Source organism: Steroidobacter gossypii (assembly GCF_016801985.1).
Classification (GTDB): Bacteria; Pseudomonadota; Gammaproteobacteria; order Steroidobacterales; family Steroidobacteraceae; genus Steroidobacter; species Steroidobacter gossypii.
Map to the genome: position 1 here is coordinate 805382 of NZ_JAEVLS010000002.1, position 22267 is coordinate 827648.

Genomic DNA, 22267 nt, shown 5'->3' on the forward strand with positions numbered 1-22267 from the left:
ATCAGCCATGGCAGACATTCATAACTTCACGCTCAATTTCGGCCCGCAGCATCCTGCCGCCCACGGCGTCTTGCGCCTGGTGCTGGAGATGGAAGGCGAGGTCATTCAGAAAGCCGACCCGCACATCGGCCTGTTGCATCGGGCCACCGAGAAGCTGGCTGAGTCCAAGCCGTTCAATCAGTCCATTCCGTACATGGACCGTCTCGACTACGTGTCGATGATGTGTAACGAGCATGCCTACGTGATGGCCATCGAGAAGCTGCTCGGCATCAAGGTGCCGGAGCGCGCTCAATACATTCGCGTGATGTTCGACGAGATCACCCGCATCCTGAATCACCTGATGTGGCTCGGTGCGCACGGGCTCGATATCGGCGCGATGACCGTCTTCTTGTACGCATTCCGCGAGCGCGAAGACCTCATGGATGTGTACGAAGCGGTGTCGGGCACTCGCATGCACGCCGCTTACTATCGTCCGGGCGGCGTGTATCGCGAGCTGCCGGAGAGCATGCCGAAATATCAGCCCTCGAAGTGGCGTTCGCAGGCCGACGTGTCGCGCCTCAACGAGCGTCGTTCCGGCAGCATGCTCGATTTCATCGACGACTTCTGCGCGCGCTTCCCCGCCAACGTCGACGAGTATGAAACATTGCTCACCGACAACCGCATCTGGAAACAGCGCACGGTGAACATCGGCGTAGTGTCGCCGGAGCGGGCGCTGCAGCTGGGCTTCACCGGCCCGATGCTGCGCGGCTCGGGCATCGAATGGGATCTGCGCAAGAAGCAGCCCTACGAGGTCTACGACCGCATGGAATTCGACATCCCGGTGGGCGTGAACGGCGATTGTTACGACCGTTATCTGGTGCGCGTCGAGGAGATGCGTCAGTCGAACCGCATCATCAAGCAGTGCGTCGACTGGCTGCGTAAGCATCCTGGGCCGGTGATGCTGGAGGACCACAAGGTCTCGGCGCCCAAGCGCGAAGAGATGAAGGGCGACATGGAATCGCTGATCCATCACTTCAAGCTGTTCACCGAAGGCTATTGCGTGCCTGCCGGTGAGACCTACGCCGCCGTCGAAGCGCCCAAGGGCGAGTTCGGCATCTATCTGGTGTCCGACGGCGCCAACAAACCTTATCGCTTGAAGTGCCGCGCACCGGGCTTCCCGCATCTGGCTTCGCTCGAGGAGATGGTCAAAGGCCATCTGCTGGCCGACGTGGTGGCGGTGATCGGCACGCAGGACATCGTATTCGGGGAAATCGACCGGTGACTAGTTACAACCCTCCATCCGGGCACGAACCCGCTCCTGGCGGTCGGCAGACCGGACATGACGGCGGCAAGAGCGCGCCCGGACCCGGCGAGCCGGATTCCGGCACGGTCGGTCACGGCGCGCCTCACGGCGCCAGCAGTGTGCTGTCCGAGCACGCGCGCCACGAGATCGATCACTGGCTGACCAAGTTCCCGCCGGACCGCAAGCGCTCGGCGGTGATCGCCGCGTTGCGCGCCGTTCAGCACGACATCGGTGGCTATCTCACCAAGGAAGCGATGGATGCGGTCGCCGAGTACATCGGCCTGCCGCCGATCCAGGTGTACGAAGTCGCGACCTTCTATTCGATGTTCGAGACCAAGCCGGTCGGCCGGCACAGCATCTCGGTGTGCACCAACATCTCCTGCATGTTGTGCGGCGGCGAGGAAATGCTGTCGCACGTCGAGAAGCGGCTCGGTATCAAGGTGGGCGAGAGCACGCCGGATGGCCGCTTTTTCCTGAAGCGCGAGGAAGAATGCCTCGCCGCTTGTAACAACGCGCCGATGATGATGGTCGATCACGTGTACTACGAGAATCTCACGCCCGAGAAGATCGACGAGATTCTCGATCGTCACAAGTGATCGTTCGCAGCGCGCTCAACGATAGCCATCGCCAACATGACTGACGAATCCAACAAACTCGTGCTCGGAAAATATCCGAGCAACTTCGTCTGCTTCGCGACGCTCGGCATGGAGCGTCCGTCGTCGATCGAGACCTATCGCAAGACCGGCGGCTACGAAGTGTGGGAGCGAATCCTGCGCGAGAAGACGCCGAAGGAAGAGATCATCGAACAGGTGAAAGCTTCCGGTCTGCGTGGTCGCGGCGGCGCGGGCTTCCCGACGGGTATGAAGTGGAGCTTCATGCCGCGCAATGCGCCGGGCCAGAAGTACGTGGTCTGCAACTCGGACGAGAGCGAGCCTGGCACCTGCCACGATCGCGACATCCTGCGCTACAACCCGCACGCGCTGATCGAAGGCATGGCGATCGGCGGCTACGCGATGGGTGCGACGGTCGGCTACAACTACATCCGCGGCGAGTTCCTGGATGAGCCGGTGCCGCGCTTCGAAGAAGCGTTGAAGGAAGCTTATGCCGCGGGTCTGCTCGGCAAGAATCTGCTGGGCTCGGGCGTGGACTTCGATCTGTATGCGTTCGTCGGCGCGGGTGCGTACATCTGCGGCGAGGAGACTGCGCTGCTGGAATCGTTGGAAGGCAAGCAGGGCCGGCCGCGTTTCAAGCCGCCGTTCCCGGCGAACTTCGGCTTGTATGGCAAGCCGACCACGATCAACAACACGCAGAGCTATGCGTCGGTGCCGACCATCCTGCGCAAGGGCCCGAAGTGGTTCACCGATCTGGGCGTGCCGAACGCCGGCGGCACCATGATCTTTTCGATCTCGGGCCATGTGAACAAGCCGCAAAACATCGAGCTGCCGCTGGGCATCCCGTTCAAGGATCTGCTGGAGATCTGCGGCGGCGTGCGCGAGGGCCGCAAACTGAAGGCAGTCATCCCCGGCGGCGTGTCGGTTCCGGTCGTGCCCGGCGACGTGATGATGACGGCCACCATGGACTACGACGGCGTGCGTAAAGCCGGCTCGAGCCTGGGCACCGGCTCGATGATCGTGATGGACGAGACCACCTGCATGGTGAAAGCGCTCGAGCGCATCTCACGTTTCTATTACGCCGAGTCGTGCGGGCAGTGCACGCCGTGCCGTGAAGGCACCGGCTGGATGAATCGCATGCTGAAGCGAATGCTGGCGGGGCAGGGCAAGAAGTCCGATCTGGACATGCTGGTCGATGTCGCCAACAAGATCGAAGGCCACACCATCTGCGCCTTCGGCGACGCCGCCGCCTGGCCGGTGCAGAGCTTCATGAAGCACTTCCGCCACGAGTTCGAATACCTGATCGAGCACGGTCACAGCATGGTCGACAAAGAGCGCCGTGCGGCCGTTGCCGCCTGAGAGATGACCCATGAGTGACGAGGTCAATATTGAAGTCAACGGCGTGCCGATGAAGGCGCGCAAGGGTCAGATGGTGATCCAGGTGACGGACGCGAACGAGGTGTACGTGCCGCGTTTCTGTTACCACGAGAAGCTGCCGATCGCCGCCAACTGCCGCATGTGCCTGGTGGAAGTGGAGAAGGCGCCGAAGCCGCTGCCGGCGTGCGCCACTCCGGTGGCCGAGGGCATGAAAGTTTTCACCAAGTCGCCGAAGGCCATCGCCGCGCAGCGCGCGGTGATGGAGTTCCTGCTCATCAATCATCCGCTCGACTGCCCGATCTGCGATCAGGGCGGCGAATGTGAGTTGCAGGATCTGGCGATGGGCTTCGGTCGCGACATCTCGCGCTACAGCGAGCGCAAGCGCGTGGTCAAGGACAAGAACCTGGGCCCGCTCGTGTCCACCGACATGACCCGTTGCATTCACTGCACCCGTTGCGTGCGCTTCACGCAGGACGTGCAGGGCTTCCAGGAACTCGGCACCGTCGGCCGCGGCGAGATGACCGAGATCGGCACTTTCATCGAAAAGAGCGTCGATCACGAGCTGTCGGCCAACATCATCGATCTGTGCCCGGTCGGCGCGTTGAACAACAAGCCGTATCGTTATCGCGCGCGCGCCTGGGAAATGACTCAGCATCCGCTGATTTCTCCGCACGATGCCGTCGGCACAAACATCTACGCGCACGTGTTGCGTGGGCGCGTGATGCGCATCGTTCCTCGCGCCAACGAGGACGTGAACGAGACCTGGATCGCCGACCGGGATCGTTTCAGCTATCAGGGCATGTACAGCGACGATCGCCTCCTGAAGCCTTCCATCCGTGAAAACGGCGTGCTGCAGGAAACGGATTGGGAAACGGCGCTGCAGAAGGTCGCCGAGAAGCTGGGCCGCATCGCCAAACAACATGGCGGCGCTCAGATCGGCGCCATTGCGTCTCCGAATTCCACGCTCGAAGAGCTGCATCTGCTCGCGCGGCTCGCGCGTGGCCTGGGCAGTGCGAACCTCGATCATCGTCTGCGTCGCTCCGACTTCCGTGACGAGGCGAGCGATCCGTTGTTCCCGTCGCTGGGCGTTGCGATCAAGGATCTCGAGACCGCCAACTCGGTACTGGTGGTCGGTTCGAACCTGCGCAAGGAAGTGCCGCTGCTCGCACATCGCATTCGCAAGGCGGCGTTGAAGGGCGGCAAGGTGTCGTTCATCAACGCGCAGCGTTACGACTACCTGTTCCCGGTCGCTGGCTATCTCGCTTCGAACGGCATCGGCTCGCTCGAGCATCTGCTTGCGGTCGCGGCCGCTGCGGTGACTGCGAGCGGCAAGAGCGCGCCTGCATCGATTGCAGCCCGCGTCGCTCAAGCTCAACCGAATGACACGCACAAGGCCATCGCTCAACAGCTGAGCGAAGGCGAGCGCCGTTTGATCCTGTTGGGCGCGATCGCTCAGCGCGATCCTGCGTTCGCGGATCTGCGTCTGGTCGCCAATGCGCTGGCTGAAGTGACGGGCGCGACGCTCGGTTACCTGCCAGAAGGTGGCAATGCTGTCGGCGCGCATCTGGTGGGCTTCCTGCCGGGTCGCACGGTGGGCGGTCAGACTGTCGCGTCGCCGGGCTTGAACATCGCCGATATGTTCGCCGCCAAGCTCAAGGCGTACATCCTGTTCGGTGCGATCGAGCCCAAGCTCGACGTCGCTGCTGAAAACGCAGCCGCTGCGCTGGATGGCGCGGAGTTCGTCGTGGCGCTGTCGCCGTATTCGACCGCGGCTCAGTTCGCCGACGTGGTGTTGCCAATCGGCACGTTCGCCGAAACGGCCGGCACCTATGTGAACCTCGAAGGCCGCTGGCAGAGCGTGCCGGGCGCCGCTGCGCCGGTGGGCGAGTCGCGTCCTGGTTGGAAGGTGCTCCGCGTGCTGGGCAATCTGCTGGATCTGCCGGGGTTCGAATACACCGCGGCGGATCAGATCACGGCGGACATTCGCAAAGCTCTCGATGAGGCGGGTGCGTTCACGGCGAAGGCAGTCACTCGCACGTTGCAGGCGGAAGCCGCGACCGGTGCGTCGGTGGTGCGCGACGTTCCGATCTATCAGGTCGACGCGATGGTGCGTCGTTCGGCAGCGTTACAGAACACGCGTGAAGGTCGCGAGACCCGCGCTCAAGAAGGAGTGCGCGCGTGAACGCAATTCCTGATTTTGTAAACACGCTGCTGCCGTTCCTGCCGGAATGGATCCGCGCCGTGGTGTTCTATGGCGTGGTCGCGCTGATCCTGTTCATCAGCGTGATTCTGACCATGGCGTTCCTGACGCTCGCCGAGCGCCGCGTGATCGGCTCGATTCAGGCCCGCATCGGTCCGAACCGCGTCGGCCCGGGCGGTCTGCTGCAGCCGTTTGCGGACGTGCTCAAGCTGATGCTCAAGGAAATCGTCATCCCGACGGCTTCCAACAAGTTCCTGTTCATCATCGCCCCGCTGCTGGCGGTGATTCCCGCGCTCGCCGCGTGGGCCGTCGTGCCGTTGTGGCCGGGCTTCGCGGTCGCCGACATCAACGCGGGCTTGCTGTATCTGCTGGCGCTGAGCTCGGCCGGTGTGTACGGCGTTATCCTCGCCGGTTGGGCGACCAACTCGAAATACGCGTTCCTGGGCGCTATGCGCGCAGCCGCGCAGATGGTTGCTTATGAAATCGCGATGGGCTTTGCGCTGGTCGGCGTGGTGATGGCGGCCGGCTCGCTGAACCTCGGCGATATCATCGATCGACAGGCGGGCAGCCACTTCAGCTACTTCTTCTGGTGGATGATCCCGCTGTTCGTGGTGTATTTCATTTCCGGCGTGGCCGAGACCAACCGCGCGCCGTTCGACGTGGTGGAAGGCGAGTCGGAGATCGTCGCCGGCTTCCACGTCGAGTACTCGGGCATGGCGTTCGCCGTGTTCTTCGTGGCCGAGTACGTGAACATGATCCTGATCTCGGCGCTGACCTCGATCTTTTTCTTCGGCGGCTGGCTGTCGCCGTTCGAGAGCTGGTCGTTCATGCCGGAGTTCCTGCGAGCCGGCGGCTTCCACTGGCTGTTCCTGAAGATCTCGTTCTTCCTGTTCTGTTACCTGTGGTTCCGTGCCACGTTCCCGCGCTACCGCTATGACCAGATCATGCGGCTGGGCTGGAAGGTGTTCATTCCGGTCACCTTGGTGTGGCTGGCGGTGCTGGGCGTGTTCTTCGCCTACGACATCGGACCATGGTCGAAATAAGGCGCTAGAGAGTCATGAAAACGCCTGCCAGTTTTTTCAAAACATTCTTCCTGACCGAGCTGCTGGTCGGTCTGTACGTGACGATGCGACAGTTCGTCGCGCGTCCCAACGTCACCGTGCAGTACCCGGAGGAGAAGACGCCGCAATCGCCGCGCTATCGCGGCCTGCATGCGCAGCGTCGCTACGCCAACGGCCAGGAGCGTTGCATCGCGTGCAAGCTCTGCGAGGCCGTGTGCCCGGCGCTTGCGATCACGATCGAGTCGGACGTGGCGGCTGACGGCACCCGCCGCACCACGCGATACGACATCGATCTGTTCAAGTGCATCTTCTGCGGCTTCTGCGAAGAGGCGTGCCCGGTGGACGCGATCGTGGAAACCCGGATTCACGAATATCACTTCGAGAATCCCGGCGAGAACATCATGACCAAGGACAAGCTGCTGGCCATCGGCGATCGCTACGAAGCCATGATCGCGGCCGACAAGGCCGCCGACGCGAAGTACCGCTAAGCCATGAGCATCACCGAAATCCTGTTCTACGCGTTCTCCGGTGTGCTGCTGGTGTCGGCCGTCGGGGTCATCACCGCGCGCAATCCGGTGCACGCGGCATTGTTCCTTGTGTTCTCGTTCATCAACAGCGCCGTGCTCTGGCTGCTGTTGGAAGCGGAGTTTCTCGCCATCGTGCTCGTGCTGGTGTACGTCGGTGCGGTGATGGTGTTGTTCCTGTTCGTGGTGATGATGCTGGATATCAACATCGCGCAGGTCCGTGAAGGCTTCACCCGTTATGCGCCGCTCGGCATCCTGATCGCACTCATCGTGGTCGCCGAGATCGGCAGCGTGGTGTACGTGAAGAGCCTCGGCACTGAAGTCACCCCCGTGGCTCAAGTGGCGGTGGAGGAGGGCTACAGCAACACCGGCGCGCTCGGTGAGCTGCTGTACACCAAATATCTGTATCCGTTCGAGCTCGCGGCCGTGATCCTGCTGCTCGCCATCGTGGCCGCCATCGTGCTGACCATGCGCCAACGCGTCGGCCTGAAACAACAGGACGTGGCGGCGCAGGTGTCGGTGCGCGCCAAGGACCGCATCCGGGTCGTCAAGATGGCCCCTGTGATCGAGCCCCCTGCCGGCAGCGAACAAGGGGAGAAGCAGCCATGATTTCACTGAACTTCGTTTTGATGTTGGGCGGCATCCTGTTCGCGCTCAGCGTCGCCGGCATCTTCCTCAACCGGAAGAACGTCATCCTGCTGCTGATGTGCATCGAGCTGATGCTGCTCGCGGTGAATTTCAACTTCATCGCGTTCGCGCGCCAGCTCGGCGACCTGGGCGGGCAGGTGTTCGTGTTCTTCATCCTCACGGTGGCGGCCGCCGAGTCCGCGATCGGCCTGGCCATCCTGGTGGTGCTGTTCCGCGAGCGTAAGAGCATCAACGTCGAGCAGCTCGACACGATGAAGGGCTAGGCCCGGATTAACGAGACCCGGACTCACAAGAAATGATCTCTCAATCCGTACTCCTGACCATCGTTCTGGCGCCCCTGGTGGCGTGCCTGCTCGCCGGCATCGGCGGCAAGGTCATCGGCCGCGTGGGCGCTCACACTGTCACCATCGCGGGCGTCGCGATCTCGTTCGGCCTGTCGGCCTACGTGCTGAAGCTGCTGCTGGATGGCGCGCCGGTCGTCAACGAGACCGTCTACACCTGGCTGGTGAGCGACAACATCCGCATGGAAGTCGGCTTCCTGATCGACAACCTCAGCGCGATGATGATGACCGTGGTGACGTTCGTGTCGCTGTGCGTGCACGTCTACACCATCGGTTACATGAAGGACGACCCGGGCTATCAGCGGTTCTTCTCGTACATCTCGCTGTTCACGTTCTCCATGCTGATGCTGGTGATGTCGAACAACTTCCTGCAGCTGTTCTTCGGCTGGGAAGCGGTGGGCGTGGTGTCGTACCTGCTGATCGGTTTCTGGTACACGCGCCCCTCGGCGATCTTCGCCAATCTGAAGGCGTTCCTGGTCAACCGCGTCGGCGACTTCGGCTTCGTGCTGGGCATCGCCGGCATCGCGTACTACACCGGCTCCATCGACTACGCGACCGTGTTCGCGGCGCGCGACGCCATCGCCGCCAACACGATGGAAATCTTCCCGGGCGTGGAGTGGCAAGCGATCACGGTGGTTTGCATCTGCCTGTTCATCGGCGCCATGGGCAAGTCGGCGCAGGTGCCGTTGCACGTGTGGCTGCCGGACTCGATGGAAGGCCCGACCCCCATCTCGGCGCTGATCCACGCGGCGACCATGGTGACCGCGGGTATCTTCATGGTGGCGCGCATGTCGCCGCTGTTCGAGATGTCCGAAGCGGCGCTGTCGACGGTGCTGGTCATCGGTGCGACCACGGCCTTCTTCATGGGCCTGCTCGGCCTGGTGAACAACGACATCAAGCGAGTGGTCGCGTACTCGACGCTTTCGCAGCTCGGCTACATGACAGTGGCGCTCGGCGTGTCCGCTTACGCCGGCGCTCTGTTCCACCTCATGACGCACGCGTTCTTCAAGGCGCTGCTGTTCCTGGCCGCCGGCTCAGTCATCATCGGCATGCATCACGAGCAGGACATGCGGAAGATGGGCGGCCTGAAGAAGTACATGCCCATCACGTATTGGACCTCGGCGATCGGCACGCTCGCTCTGATCGGCTTCCCCGGCACCTCGGGCTTCTTTTCTAAGGACGCGCTGATCGAAGCGGTGCACGCTGCGCACATTCCGGGCGCGAGCTATGCGTTCTGGTGCGTGACGCTCGGCGTGTTCATCACTGCGTTTTACAGCTTCCGTCTGGTGTTCATGACCTTCCACGGTCCGGAGCGCTTCCGCGAAGTTGCTCATGACGCTCACTCGGCGCACGAGAGCACGCATGTGAAGACCGACAAGGATGCGGGCCACGAGCCGGATGTTTCGCACGGTGACGCTCACGGTCATCATGCTCACGACGATCATGGTCATGCGACGGCGCATGCGACCGGTCACGACGATCACGGCCATCATGGCCCGGTCGAGCCGCACGAGAGCCCGTGGGTGGTGACGTTGCCGCTGATCCTGCTGGCGATTCCGTCGCTGTTCATCGGCGCATTCACCATCGGCCCGATGTTGTTCGGCGATTACTTCAACGGCGTGCTGTACGTCGAAGAGGCTCACGACACGCTCGGTCATGTCGGCGAGTCCTGGCATGGTCCGCTGCAGTTCATCGTGCACGCGTTCCAGGCTCCGACCATCTATCTGGCGTTCGCCGGTTGGGCAGCGGCGTGGTTCCTGTACATCAAGCGTCCGGACCTGCCGGGCGTGATCGCCGCGAAGTTCTCGGCGCTGTATCAGTTGTTCGCCAAGAAATACTTCTTCGACGAAATCTATCAGGCCGTGTTCGCGCGGGGCAGCGTGGGGCTCGGCTCTGCGCTGTGGCGCGTCGGTGACGTGGCCCTGATCGATGGCGCGGCGGTCAACGGCTCGGCGCGCGTCGTCGGCTGGCTGTCGGGCGTGATGCGCCGGCTCCAGTCCGGCTATCTGTATCACTATGCGTTCGCGATGATCATCGGATTGTCGGTGCTGCTGGCGTGGTATGTGCTGCGGTAATTCACTGTAAGAAAAGCTATGTCGACGATTACCTGGCCCATTCTCAGCGTTCTGATCTGGCTGCCCATCGCCGGCGGCGTTGCCATGCTCGCGCTCGGCGACAGGGGCATCGCGCTCGGTCGCTGGATCGCGCTCATCACCACCGCCGTCACGTTCGGCATTTCGACGTTGTTGTGGACGAACTTCGATACCACGACCGCGTCCATGCAGTTCGTCGAGGAGCGCACCTGGATCCCGTTGTTCAACTCGTTGTACGCGCTCGGCGTGGACGGGTTCGCGATGCCGCTGATCGTGCTGACGGCGTTCATCACGCCGCTGGTGGTGATCGCCGGCTGGACCGTGATCGAGAAGAAGCCGGCGCAGTACTACGCCGCGTTTCTGATCCTCGAAGGCTTGATGATCGGCGTGTTCGCCGCACTCGATGCGATGCTGTTCTACGTGCTGTGGGAAGCGATGCTGATCCCGATGTTCATCATCATCGGCATCTGGGGCGGACCGCGCCGCGTGTACGCCACGATCAAGTTCTTCCTGTACACGTTCCTCGGTTCGGTGCTCATGCTGGTGTCGCTGATCTACATGTATCTGCAGACCTGCGACGCGGGGCAGTGCAGCTACATGATCGCCGACTTCCAGCGCCTGCCGCTCGGCCTGAACGAGCAGCTGTTCATCTTCGTCGCGTTCCTCGCCGCGTTCGCGGTGAAGGTGCCGATGTGGCCGGTGCACACCTGGTTGCCGGACGCGCACGTGGAAGCGCCCACCGGCGGCTCGGTGATCCTGGCGGCCATCATGCTGAAGATGGGCGGCTACGGCTTCCTGCGTTTCTCGCTGCCCATCACGCCCGATGCGAGCGACACGCTCGACTGGCTGGTGATTTCGCTGTCGCTGATCGCGGTGGTGTACATCGGTTTCGTCGCCCTCGTGCAGCAGGACATGAAGAAGCTGATCGCGTATTCGTCGATCGCGCACATGGGCTTCGTCACGCTCGGCTCGTTCCTGACGTTCGAGCTGATGCGCGTGAATTCGGGTGACATGACGGGCGCGGCGATGGGCATCGACGGCGCGATGGTGCAGATGATTTCGCACGGCCTGATTTCCGGCGCGATGTTCTTCTGCGTCGGCGTGTTGTACGACCGCGTGCATAGTCGCGAGATCAGCTCCTACGGCGGCGTGGTGAACACCATGCCGGTGTTCGCAGCCTTCATGGTGTTGTTCGCAATGGCCAACTCCGGCTTGCCCGCGACCTCCGGCTTTGTCGGCGAGTTCCTGGTTATCCTCGCGAGCTTCCGTGCCGACTTCTGGTACGCGTTCCTCGCCGGCCTGACGTTGATCCTTGGCGCCGCCTATACCCTCTGGCTGGTCAAGCGCGTCGTGTTCGGCCCGGTGGCCAATCATCACGTGGCCGAGCTGAAGGATGTGAATGGGCGAGAGCTGCTGGTGCTCGGCGTGCTCGCGATCGCCGTGTTGGGGCTGGGCCTGTGGCCGGCGCCGCTGCTGGACGTGATGCGCCCGACGGTCGAGAACCTGGTGCAGCAGATCACCGTGTCCAAGCTCTGACTTTATTGAGCCTGTACGATGCAAGAAGTAGTCACAAGTTTTGGTATGCAGGCTGCGGCGGCGGAAATCTTTCTGCTGACGGCGATCTGCGTGATCCTGCTGGTCGATGTGTTCCTGAGCGACAGCAAGCGCTGGATCACTTACGGCCTGACCCTGCTCACCCTGGCGGGCTCGGCGTTCGTCACGGTGAAGTATGCGGTGGATGGCCGGGTCACGGCGTTCGACGGCATGTTTGTCGCCGATCCCATGGGCGATGTGCTCAAGCTGTTCTCTTATGGAACGGTGGCGGTCTCGCTGCTCTATTCGCACGACTATCTGAAGCGCAACGGTCTGTTCCGTGGCGAGTTCTTCATCCTCGCCCTGGTCGCGCTGCTGGGCGTGATGGTGATGGTGTCCGCCGGCAGCTTGCTGACCGTGTACCTGGGCGTCGAACTGCTGTCCCTGTCGCTGTATGCCATGGTGGCGTTCGATCGCGACTCGGGTGTCGCGGCCGAATCGGCGATGAAGTATTTCGTGCTGGGCGCCATCTCTTCGGGCGCGCTGCTGTATGGCTTCTCGATCCTCTACGGCGTCACCGGCACGCTGCAGCTCGATGAGCTGGCGGTGGGCGTGCGCGAAGTGGGGGCGGGCAATCTCGGCCTGGTCTTCGGCCTGGCGTTCGTGATCGTCGGCATCGCGTTCAAGTTCGGCGCCGTGCCGTTCCACATGTGGGTGCCGGACGTTTATCACGGCGCGCCGACGCCGGTGACTTTGTTCATCGGCTCCGCTCCGAAGATCGCCTCGTTCGTGCTCGCCATCCGCGTGCTCGCCGAAGGCCTCGATGCGATGGTGGCGAGCTGGCAGAACATGCTGATCGCGATCTCCGTCGCGTCGATGATCGTCGGCAACGTGGTCGCCATTGCGCAGACCAATCTCAAGCGCATGCTCGCGTACTCGACCATCTCGCACGTCGGCTTCATCCTGCTCGGCATTCTCGCCGGCACGAATGACGGCTACCGCGCCGCGATGTTCTATACGTTGACCTACGTGATCATGGCGGTCGGCTCGTTCGGCATGATCCTGCTGCTATCCCGCGAAGGCTTTGAAGGCGATCAGCTGGAAGACTTCAAGGGCCTGCAGCGCAAGAGCCCGTGGTTCGCCGCGATGATGATGATGCTGATGTTCAGCACCGCCGGCGTGCCGCCGTTCGTCGGCTTCTGGGCCAAGATCGCCGTGCTTGGCGCCGTGGTGGATGTGGGCCTGGTGTGGCTCGCCGCCGTGTCCGTGCTGCTGTCCGTGGTGGCCGCCTTCTACTACCTGCGCATCATCAAGCTCATGTACTTCGATGAGCCCTCCGACACCTACGCCATCCAGGCCGACGGCACCCTCCGGACCGTCCTGAGCGCCAACGGCCTCGCCGTGCTGGCCCTCGGCATTTTCCCGTCGGTATTGCTGGATCTTTGCGCTCGGGTATTGCCGTAACAGCAAGCCAGCGGAACAGCGCCACGTATCGGGTTCGATGCGTGGCGCTGTGTAGGACAAAAAGAATCGGGCGGGACGAAGCTACGCCCAGGCGGAACCCGAGTATCTAGCGCCCGAAGCGGGCGACTCGTTCGATTCGTGTGGAGGCTGCTGAGAGCCAGAGGCGTTGTGCCAGCACGGTGAAGCAGTGACCGTGCACTTCGTTGGTTCAGCGAACCAGCGAAGTTGGTAGCGGGGGCAGGATTTGAACCTGCGACCTTCGGGTTATGAGCCCGACGAGCTGCCAGACTGCTCCACCCCGCAACAGGAGGGCGCGCATTGTAATCGCGCCCGGACGAACATTACAAGTATTAAAAAGCCATCCCAAGCAAATCGTAAATGGCCATCGGAAGTGTTCGTCAGGTGCTGTAAATGGAGTCGACAGCGGTGCTTTCAAGGCCCGCTTCAGGAGGCTCCAGGTTCATCGCCACGAAGCCGCACCTCGAGCGTGTAGAGAGCGTCAAATAATCCATCCGCGTATTCGATCGTCTGGGATGAACTTCTGCACGCCCGCAGGGGCCGCAGCTCCATATGCGGCCGGATGCGTGTCCGGATCAGTCCGCAACGAAGCTGTGATTCGCTCGTGTTCGCACAGTATGAAGGCCGATCGACAGGCCCGTCCGCATAGCAAATCCAAGCTGCCCGTGCACTGATGGTGCTCACCATAGCTGCCAGTTCAGAGTCATCAATGCGTGGCTGGCATTGCATCTCACCGGAGAGATTCCCGATCGTTCCTGGTGCTGCAACGAACCTTCCGTGAGACCCACGGTGCGGTTTGTTCGAGAACATCGCCGTCCCAATGTCCATACGTTGGCCATCTTCGGTGACTCATGCAATCCAGTGCGAGCGATTTTTTCTCCGTCAACAGAGCGGCCAGATCTGTCGCGGCATGCGCAATACACCGGAGATCTTCATGCTAGCTCGCACCAGAACACCTTGAGGTTGACTCGCCCGTCTAACTGAAGCTGGCAGTTCTCGCGGCGATCACGTCGCAACCAAGGCTTACGCGAAGACGTATGACTTCCCGGTTGGTAGTTGCCGCGGCACGTGCGCCGTTTCGCTACGGCCGGCCGACTACGAACTCGACCTCGATGAGTGTCTTGCCGCCGCTGGCGGGGAACCGCCACTCGTTGCTCATCGCTAGTTCGAGGAACCCTTTGACGACTCCGTTCGGATCGCCGCCGTTCAGTCGGCTCTGTCCCTCCATCATTATCGGGACCGTGCCGTCTGGCAGAGCCACGAAGGTGTTTACGAACGACCCGGTGGGCGTCTTCCCCTCGAGCTCGCTTTGCTTGGCCGCCTGTTGGAGATAAGGCAGCGCGTCTTTCAACCCGGCAAGAGCATCGGCACGCGACATGGGGCTTGGGGTGCCCGCAAGCACCTTGAAACTCCGAACGGAAACGGGCGGATCACCACCCAGTTCCGGCATGGCTTCTACGGCAGCGTTCGGGGTGCGAGGTGTTGGAGACCAGTTGCACGCCGACACCAGCAGCGTTGCAAACACCTGAACGATTCCTGCAAGCAGCCTGCGCATCCTTGCCTCCGTTGGTGAGCGACACCCATGAGCCGACATCCACGCGAGCCTGAGTTTCACCCGTCGGTTCCGTTCTCTTGTTCGTAGCATTCCGGCCTGATTGATCGAACCAGGCTCGGGAAGTGGAATGAAACAAGCAACCCACAACAGTGAAGTACACGATGACCAGCCCAGCTCCGAACAGCAACCGACTTATCGTCAAGCCGCCGGCAGACCATTCCAGAACAATCGAACCGACGGCGACGACTGCTATTGCGGAGTAAGCAAGGCGTGCCCAGTTCCGACCCAAGCGACCGCCCGAATCAGAACGGCAAATAGACCAAGACAGCGACATGGATGCTTCCCAGCTACACTGTGTTGGGCAGACCCGCTCGCACCACCACCAGCCACCCGCCAAGCATGTAAACGGCGCCCACTGCCCACATGAGCCACATCAGGCCCGCTGCCAGCCGGACTTTTGTTGGCATGATCTACCCCCCGATGTTAGCTAACCGAGATATAGATGCCTTAGCTGCGGCTATCCGACCGCGATGACGTTCTGCACCTGTTTCACTGAGGCGTTCGCCGACTTGTAACGCTCTTCAGAGTGAATATCGAGCCATATAGGCGGCAGGTGCGGCTTCTCGCAAGGCGTGCCGGCAGTGCTAAGCTGTGTCAGCGCGCGTATATGAAAGGAATCGGAGCCCCATAGACCTTCTGCTGGTTGCAGCGGCGATGTACGCGCGAGTATCGGCAAGAATCATCCAAGTGGGTGTCCCATGAAGCGCATCTTCATCACCGGTTCCACCGACGGTCTTGGGCTCGCAGCTGCACGTACGCTCATGGCCGAAGGTCATGAGGTCGTTCTTCACGCACGTTCCATGAAGCGAGCTGCAGTGCTTGCGGAACTGGAGTCGCAGGCGGCGGGGGTGGTGATTGGGGATCTCAGCAGCGCGGATGCGACGAAGGCGGTTGCGGAGCAGGTGAATAAGATCGGGCGGATGGATGCGGTGATTCACAACGCGGGCATCTACCTCGAGCGCAGCCGTGGAACGACGCCGGAAGGGCACGCGAGAACATTGGCAGTCAATACATTGGCTCCATACATCCTAACGGCGCTCATCGAGCGGCCGGATCGTTTGATCTATCTCAGCAGCGGCATGCATCGCGGAGGTGACGGTTCGCTGCGAGATATGGATTGGATCGAGCGTCGGTGGGAGCCGAGTCTCGCTTACTCCGAAAGCAAGTTGTATGTAACCGCCCTCACGATGGCGCTCGCGCGGCGATGGCCGAAGGTGTTGAGCAACGCCGTCGATCCGGGTTGGGTGCCGACCAAGATGGGCGGGCCCGGCGCGCCGGACGATCTGGAGCAGGGGCACCTCACACAAACGTGGCTCGCGGTCAGCGACGATCCAGCTGCAAAAGTCAGCGGTGGCTACTGGCATCACCGGCAACAAGGGCAACCCGCCCCCGATGCGCTGGACCGCGATTTCCAAGACCGCCTGATGGACAAGCTCCTCGAGTCGACCGGCGTTGCTCTTCCATAGCGCCACTAAGGCTAAGATAGCGGCCTTGTTCACGCCGTGGAGGCCATGGCCAATGCGCTGTTCGATTCCCGCCGTTCTCGCCGCGATTGTGTACAGTCTGACGCCCGGAGCATCCATGGCTGAAGATCTGCCCAACCCGGAACAGCTGACCGTGATGGCCGGGCGCTTCGCGCCGGTCGAGGTGAAGGTCGATTTGTCGAACCTGCCGGCGCAGGAGAGGGCCGCGCTGGCGAAGTTGGTCGAGGCGTCGCGGTATGTCGATGCGTTGTTCATGCGACAGCGTTTTGCGGGCAACAATGCGTTGCTGTTCCAACTGCTTTCCGACGAAAGTGCGCTTGGCAAGGCGAGGCTCGACTACTTCCTGCTCAACAAGGGTCCGTGGTCCGAGCTGGATGAGGATCGACCGTTCCTGCCCGGCGTCGCTACCAAGCCGAAGGGCGCGAATTACTATCCGGCGGATGCGACGCGCGAGCAGATCGACGCCTGGATGCAAGGGCTGCCACAGGCGCAGAAATCCGAAGCCACGGGATTCTTCACGACGATTCGACGTGACGCGGATGGAAACTTCGCGGCCGTGCCGTATTCCCTCGAATATCAGGGCGAGCTGATGGAAATGTCGCGTCTGTTACGCGAGGCCGCGGCGCTCACGCAGCAGCCGACATTGCAAGCGTTTCTGCAGAAGCGCGCCGACGCCTTCGTTTCCAACGACTACTACGCCAGCGATGTGGCGTGGATGGAGCTCGACGCTTCGATCGAGCCGACGATCGGGCCTTACGAGGTGTACGAGGACGAGTGGTTCAACTTCAAGGCCGCGTTCGAATCGTTCATCGCAGTGACCGATGCCGACGAAACCGACAAGCTGAAGCGATTCAGCTCGCAGCTGCAGGACATCGAGGATCACTTGCCCATCGATCCCAAGTTCCGCAAGCCAAAGATCGGCGGCTACTCGCCAATCCGCGTCGTCAACGTCGTGTTCGCAGCAGGTGACGCTAATCACGGCGTGCAGACGGCGGCGTTCAATCTGCCCAACGATGAGCGCGTGGTGGCCGAGAAAGGTTCGAAGCGCGTGCTGCTGAAGAACTTCCAGCAGGCGAAGTTCGACAAGGTGCTTACGCCGATCTCCGAAGTCGCCCTGGCGCCAAAGGACCGTGCGCTGGTCTCGTTCGACGCGTTCTTCACTCACATCCTGATGCACGAGTTGATGCACGGTCTCGGACCGCAAACCATCCAGGTCGACGGTCGCCAGACCACGGTGCGGCAGGAGCTGAAGGAATTGAACGGACCGCTGGAGGAGGCGAAGGCCGATGTCTCCGGGCTCTGGGCGCTTCAGTACCTGATGGACAAGGGCTTCCTCGATAAGAAACAGGAACGCAACATGTATGTCACGTTCCTTGCTTCGACGTTCCGCACGCTGCGCTTCGGCTTGAACGCCGCGCACGCCAAGGGTATGGCGTTGCAGATGAATCATCTGCTGGATGCGGGCGCCGTCCGCATCGATTCCGACGGCCGCTTCTCGCTGGATGTGGCCAAGGCAAAACGCGCCGTCACAGCACTCACGCGCCAGATCATGACCCTGCAGGCGCATGGAGATTACGCCGGCGTCAAGACTCTCCTCGATCGCATGTCGGTGATCCGGCCTGAAGTGCAGCGCGTGCTGGATCAGCTCGACAAAGTCCCCGTCGACATCGCTCCGCAGTTCGTCACGGCGAACACGCTGTCGTCGCCACCCTGAGCCGCTCAGTCGGTCCGCCAAGCCTCACTGGAATATTCCATGTACTTGGCGGTGGCGGCCGCGACTTCGACGCCGAAGTAGCGCGCAACAATGTGCAGAGCCATGTCGATGCCCGAGGTCAGTCCGCCGGCGGTGGCGATGCGGCCGTTGTCGACGAAACGCAACCCCCGGCGCAGTTCGATGTTGGGGAATTCCTTCGCGAATGCATCCCAATACTCGTGGTGGGTGGTTGCGGTCAGTCCCTCGAGCAAGCCGGCGCGGGCCAGCTGGAAGGAGCCGGTGCAAACCGACATTGTGACATCGGTGCCGGCCGAAGCCTTGCGCAGCCAGCCGCGTGCCTCATCGGTGGCACTCTGGGCGGGCACGACGATGACATTCGGTTGGGGCGCGTTCTCGATGTTGTACTGAGGTTGAACACGCAGACCACCGGTCATCGTCAGAATCGTCTTGTCTGCCGGGCCGACCGTGAACAGCTCGAACGGCTGGATGTGGTGGTGCCCTTCGGACCCGCCGAGCATCACGTCCTGAAACACTTCCCAAGGTCCAGCGGTATCGATGACATTCGAGCCCTCGCCGAGCATGAAAGCCACGCGAACGCGTTCGCGACGGGGCAGGGCGGTTGCGTTGGAAGCACCCTTTTGAGCGGCCTGCGCGGAACCGGCAAAGATGGCCAGGGAAGCTGCACCAGCGGATCGTGACAGGAAAGTTCGACGTTGCATGACTGGACTCTCCGTGCGGAATGGGCGCATTGTGGTTCGTCCCGGGCGTGGCCGATCGGACGACGAGGCGTCAATTTCTGCCATTCCCTACGAGCAGCGATCAAAGGAGCGATTCATGCATCGTGGCACTCGCAAACAAAGGCGCCTGCATCGGGTCGTGATGCTGGGGTACCCACAGGCGCAGATCCTCGACATCGTCGGCCCACTCGAAGTGTTCGCCCGCACCGCGCGTTGGCTACGCGATCATCATCATCTACAGCGAAACGCCTATGAGATCGAGTTGATTGCACCGTCGCCAGGCTTGCTCGAAACATCGGGAGGCCTGGCGCTGTTCGCCGCGCGCCGTTATACCGAGACGCGCCGGGCGGACACGCTACTCATCGCTGGAGGGATCGGGTACGCAGCGCTGATGCAGGATCGCAAGCTCTTGCAGTGGATCAGGAATCAGGCAAGCAAGGTGGAGCGCATCGGCTCCATTTGCACGGGCGCGCTGTTGCTGGCGGCCGCCGGGCTGCTCGATGGGAAATCCGCGACGACCCATTGGGATTATTGCGATCGGTTGGCGCAAATCGCGACCGGCACCCGAGTGGAGCGCGACGCGATCTACGTTCAAAGCGACAATCTCTATACTTCGGCCGGCGTCACAGCCGGCATGGATATGGCGTTGGCCATGGTCGAGGCGGATAGGGGAAAGGCGGTTGCGCTCGCGGTGGCTCAAGAGCTGGTGATGTATCTCAAGCGGCCCGGCGGCCAATCGCAGTTCAGTCGCCATCTGACCGCGCAACGCCGCGACGACGTATTCGGAAACCTCGAGCTCTGGATGCTCGATCATCTCGATGCCGAGCTGACCGTCGAAAATCTCGCACGGCGCGCCGGCATGAGCCCGCGACACTTCGCAAGATTGTTTGCTCGGCGCATGGGCATGCCGCCCGCGGCGTACGTCCGCAGGCTGCGCGTCGAACAGGCCCGAAGCCGGATCGAAAGTGGCGCGGCGCGCGCCAAACGGGTCGCCCGTGAATGCGGTTTCGCCGACGAGCAAAGCATGCGGCGCGCCTTCCGCCTCTTGCTCGGTGTGACGCCGACAGAGTATCGGGCGCGTTTCGCTGGCGATGCATAGCAGCGAAGCTGTCGGACGTTCCGTCGCTTCGTTACACTACCTGTCTCGGGTAACTCGGAGTCGGGCCATGATGACCAATGCGCAATCCGGCACCAACATCCACGAAGTGGCGGACGGGATTTATCGCATCAACACCCCGATCGCTCTGCCCGATGGCGCGGGCAAGTTCAATTTCAACCAGTATCTGATCGTCGACGACGCACCCATGCTGTTCCACACCGGGCCGCGGCGGCTGTTTGCGCCGGTGCGGGAGGCGATCGATGCAGTGCTGCCCGTCGAGCGGCTGCGTTATATCGGGTTTTCTCATTTCGAAGCTGATGAATGCGGGGCGTTGAACTCCTTGCTTTCCGTGGCTCCGCAGGCGGTACCGGTTTGCAGCAGGGTCGCTGCAATGATCGCGATCGACGATTTTGCAGAGCGTGCGGCGCGGGTTCTTGCAGACGCGGAGGAACTGACATTGGGTGGTCGCACGATACGGTGGTTCGACACACCGCACACGCCACACTCGTGGGAGTGCGGCCTGATGATGGATGTAACCACCGAAACATTGTTCTGCGGCGATTTGTTCACGCAGGGTGGTCGAGGTGAGATAGCTCTCACGGAATCCGACATCCTCGGGCCCAGCGAAAGTTTTCGCCTGATGATGGACTACTTTGCGCATTCACCCGGGACTGGCGCCATCCTTGAGCGACTGGCGCGCGAGCGGCCGACGACCCTGGCTTGTATGCACGGCAGCGCCTGGCGTGGTGATGGAGCGAAGCTGCTGGGCGAGCTCTCCACATCGCTGCATCGACAACCGTGATGCTCGGCCTCGCTAAGATCAGCAGCCATCTCGTGTCGTCTGCCGCTTGCTATCCAAACACGCGCTTCATTGCCGCCAGCCCTTCCTCGATCATGGCTGCGACGTCTGTCGCAGCTTCGTGGGGCAGCAGGTCGGCAATCCAGACACCGCGTGTCCGCTCCTCAGCTTCCTTGAAGAGCTGGAATGAAGCGTTGTGATGCGTGAGTGCCGTGCCTGCCGCGGACCAGCAGACCCGGCGCTGCGGTTCATCGATATCGACGATGAGCTCCTTCACGACCATGCCATTGCCGAACGTCACGATTCGGGCGCCGTCTTCGAGCGTCGTGTCGACGACGAAGCCCGGGACCAGTCGGGTGTGTAGCGCGCCGATGTCACGTAGCGCGTCCCATGCTTGATCTAGGGGCGCGTGCAGCAGCACTTCTCGGCGGATTGAGGCCATCTCAGGTCTCCGAGTAGCAGACTGCCTCGACGTTGTTGCCGTCCGGGTCTATGAGGAACGCCGCATAGTACGTGGGGCTGTAATCGATGCGCAGGCCGGGCTTGCCATTGTCGCGGGCGCCGGCTTCGAGGCCGGCGCGATAGAAGCGCTCCACTGCTTCACGATTGGTAGCGCGAAACGCGAGATGCGTTCGCGACGCTTCCTTGCCTTCGGACTCATAGAGCCAAAGCGCCGGTTCGCCCTTGGGCCCAAAGCCCGTTCCAGAATCGTCCTGCACATGCCCAAGCGGGGCGAGCGCGGCGCGATAAAAACGGCGTGCAGCTTCGAGATCGAGAACGTGTAAGCCAACGTGATCGAACATAGCGGACCCTCCAGTGAGGGCATCGATGCTAGGTTCGCATCACTGCCGATTCTTGGAAAAAATTGCGATCGCCGCGGGCCGCGTGTCGAAAGGCGCGAGGCGATGCGCCCGCTGCCCTCCCGAACGTACGCACGAAGTTCGACATGTCGTTGAAACCGACGTCGAAGGCGACCTCGGTGATCGACCGCTCGCTCTCGACCAGCAGCCGCGCGGCGTTGCGCAGCCGCGCCCGAACCAGATATTGATGTGGCGTCACACCGACGACGGCTGCGAACACGCGCAGGAAGTGATAGCTGCTCAAGCCTGCGATCTTCGCCGCGGTCGACAAATCGATATCGTCCCGGGCATTCGCATCGATCCAGAGTGCCGCTTCCACGGCCCTGCGCCGGTCGCGCGAAGTGGGTTTGAGAGTCGCAGCGCGTTTGCCTGTGGTCACCTGCGCCAATCGTGCGCTCAGCATCAGGCCCAGCTCGTCCAGGCCGATATCGCTGCGGGGATCGGCCGCTGTCTGCGCCCATTCACCAAGTACCATCAGCTGAGCGATCGGCGGTAACGCGCCGACGCGCCACACGGAATGGGGAGCGAGCTCTTCGATCAGCTCGGCGCTGAACTGAAAAGAGAGGCACTCATCGCCGCCGTGATGATGCTCGTGGGTACACATGTACTCATCGCCGGGATGACCGACGAGCACCGAGCCCGCAACGAGCTCGAAACAGCGTGCGCCGTGGCGATAGCCGAAGGAACCCTTGCGCACATAGGAAATCGAATGCCGACTGTGAGTTTCAGTGAAGGGGCGATCCGCAGGCCCGCAGGTGCATCGATAGTCGATCACCGAAACGGAACCGGATTGCAGCATGCGCGTCG

20 protein-coding genes and 1 tRNA gene are annotated in these 22267 nt (G+C 62.0%); 15 read left to right on the top strand and 6 right to left on the bottom strand.

What is annotated here, in order from left to right:
- Positions 1-7 precede the first annotated feature (7 nt).
- From JM946_RS10745 to nuoN, 11 genes are all read left to right on the top strand, one after another.
- Positions 8-1261 (top strand): NADH-quinone oxidoreductase subunit D, encoded by a 1254-nt coding sequence (locus JM946_RS10745; protein WP_203167285.1) that lies wholly within the window; start codon positions 8-10, stop codon positions 1259-1261.
- A gap of 140 nt (positions 1262-1401) precedes the next feature.
- A complete protein-coding gene (gene nuoE, locus JM946_RS10750) occupies positions 1402-1878 on the top strand; it encodes an NADH-quinone oxidoreductase subunit NuoE (RefSeq protein ID WP_203167889.1) in 477 nt (158 codons plus the stop codon).
- Positions 1879-1914: 36 nt separating this feature from the next.
- Positions 1915-3252, top strand: coding sequence for an NADH-quinone oxidoreductase subunit NuoF (gene nuoF / locus JM946_RS10755; RefSeq protein ID WP_203167286.1), 1338 nt, complete (start codon positions 1915-1917; stop codon positions 3250-3252).
- Positions 3253-3262: 10 nt separating this feature from the next.
- Positions 3263-5452 carry an NADH-quinone oxidoreductase subunit NuoG gene (gene nuoG / locus JM946_RS10760; protein ID WP_203167287.1) on the top strand — a complete coding sequence of 730 codons (2190 nt, stop codon included), beginning with the start codon at positions 3263-3265 and terminating at the stop codon, positions 5450-5452.
- Positions 5453-5490: 38 nt separating this feature from the next.
- Complete coding sequence (gene nuoH, locus JM946_RS10765) at positions 5491-6513, top strand: NADH-quinone oxidoreductase subunit NuoH (RefSeq protein WP_218042830.1); 1023 nt, start codon at positions 5491-5493, stop codon at positions 6511-6513.
- A 14-nt stretch (positions 6514-6527) separates the two neighbouring features.
- A complete protein-coding gene (gene nuoI / locus JM946_RS10770; protein ID WP_203167288.1) occupies positions 6528-7019 on the top strand; it encodes an NADH-quinone oxidoreductase subunit NuoI in 492 nt (163 codons plus the stop codon).
- A gap of 3 nt (positions 7020-7022) precedes the next feature.
- Positions 7023-7664: an NADH-quinone oxidoreductase subunit J gene (locus tag JM946_RS10775; RefSeq protein ID WP_203167289.1), complete on the top strand. Its 642-nt coding sequence runs from the start codon at positions 7023-7025 to the stop codon at positions 7662-7664.
- On the top strand, positions 7661-7966 hold the full coding sequence (gene nuoK / locus JM946_RS10780) for an NADH-quinone oxidoreductase subunit NuoK (RefSeq protein ID WP_203167290.1): 306 nt from the start codon (positions 7661-7663) through the stop codon (positions 7964-7966). The genes JM946_RS10775 and nuoK overlap by 4 nt, the downstream gene beginning before the upstream one ends.
- Before the next feature lie 32 nt (positions 7967-7998).
- Positions 7999-10119, top strand: coding sequence for an NADH-quinone oxidoreductase subunit L (gene nuoL, locus JM946_RS10785; protein WP_203167291.1), 2121 nt, complete (start codon positions 7999-8001; stop codon positions 10117-10119).
- 18 nt (positions 10120-10137) lie between these two features.
- Positions 10138-11673 (top strand): NADH-quinone oxidoreductase subunit M, encoded by a 1536-nt coding sequence (locus JM946_RS10790; RefSeq protein ID WP_203167292.1) that lies wholly within the window; start codon positions 10138-10140, stop codon positions 11671-11673.
- A gap of 18 nt (positions 11674-11691) precedes the next feature.
- Positions 11692-13134, top strand: coding sequence for an NADH-quinone oxidoreductase subunit NuoN (gene nuoN / locus JM946_RS10795; RefSeq protein ID WP_203167293.1), 1443 nt, complete (start codon positions 11692-11694; stop codon positions 13132-13134).
- A gap of 226 nt (positions 13135-13360) precedes the next feature.
- On the opposite strand, the gene JM946_RS10800 is transcribed toward nuoN, so the two are convergent.
- A tRNA-Met gene (locus JM946_RS10800) sits at positions 13361-13437 on the bottom strand.
- Between the two features lie 796 nt (positions 13438-14233).
- Positions 14234-14707, bottom strand: a complete 474-nt coding sequence (locus JM946_RS10805; protein ID WP_203167294.1) for a hypothetical protein — start codon at positions 14705-14707, stop codon at positions 14234-14236.
- A gap of 758 nt (positions 14708-15465) precedes the next feature.
- Between JM946_RS10805 and JM946_RS10810 the strand changes: the two genes are divergently transcribed.
- Positions 15466-16233, top strand: a complete 768-nt coding sequence (locus tag JM946_RS10810; RefSeq protein ID WP_203167295.1) for an SDR family NAD(P)-dependent oxidoreductase — start codon at positions 15466-15468, stop codon at positions 16231-16233.
- A gap of 52 nt (positions 16234-16285) precedes the next feature.
- Complete coding sequence (locus JM946_RS10815; protein ID WP_407700515.1) at positions 16286-17965, top strand: dipeptidyl-peptidase 3 family protein; 1680 nt, start codon at positions 16286-16288, stop codon at positions 17963-17965.
- A 5-nt stretch (positions 17966-17970) separates the two neighbouring features.
- On the opposite strand, the gene JM946_RS10820 is transcribed toward JM946_RS10815, so the two are convergent.
- Entirely contained in the window at positions 17971-18684 is a 714-nt protein-coding gene (locus JM946_RS10820) for a DJ-1/PfpI family protein (protein ID WP_203167297.1), read from the bottom strand.
- 115 nt (positions 18685-18799) lie between these two features.
- Between JM946_RS10820 and JM946_RS10825 the strand changes: the two genes are divergently transcribed.
- Together JM946_RS10825 and JM946_RS10830 are read left to right on the top strand one after the other, a co-directional pair.
- On the top strand, positions 18800-19801 hold the full coding sequence (locus JM946_RS10825; RefSeq protein ID WP_203167298.1) for a GlxA family transcriptional regulator: 1002 nt from the start codon (positions 18800-18802) through the stop codon (positions 19799-19801).
- Between the two features lie 67 nt (positions 19802-19868).
- Positions 19869-20603 (top strand): oxygen-binding di-iron domain-containing protein, encoded by a 735-nt coding sequence (locus JM946_RS10830; protein WP_203167299.1) that lies wholly within the window; start codon positions 19869-19871, stop codon positions 20601-20603.
- A gap of 49 nt (positions 20604-20652) precedes the next feature.
- On the opposite strand, the gene JM946_RS10835 is transcribed toward JM946_RS10830, so the two are convergent.
- From JM946_RS10835 to JM946_RS31235, 3 genes are read right to left on the bottom strand one after another with little or no spacing between them, the layout of a single operon-like run.
- On the bottom strand, positions 20653-21042 hold the full coding sequence (locus tag JM946_RS10835; protein WP_203167300.1) for an SRPBCC family protein: 390 nt from the start codon (positions 21040-21042) through the stop codon (positions 20653-20655).
- Position 21043: 1 nt separating this feature from the next.
- A complete protein-coding gene (locus JM946_RS10840; protein WP_203167301.1) occupies positions 21044-21403 on the bottom strand; it encodes a VOC family protein in 360 nt (119 codons plus the stop codon).
- Positions 21404-21431: 28 nt separating this feature from the next.
- Entirely contained in the window at positions 21432-22259 is an 828-nt protein-coding gene (locus JM946_RS31235; RefSeq protein WP_407700533.1) for a helix-turn-helix domain-containing protein, read from the bottom strand.
- Positions 22260-22267 lie beyond the last annotated feature (8 nt).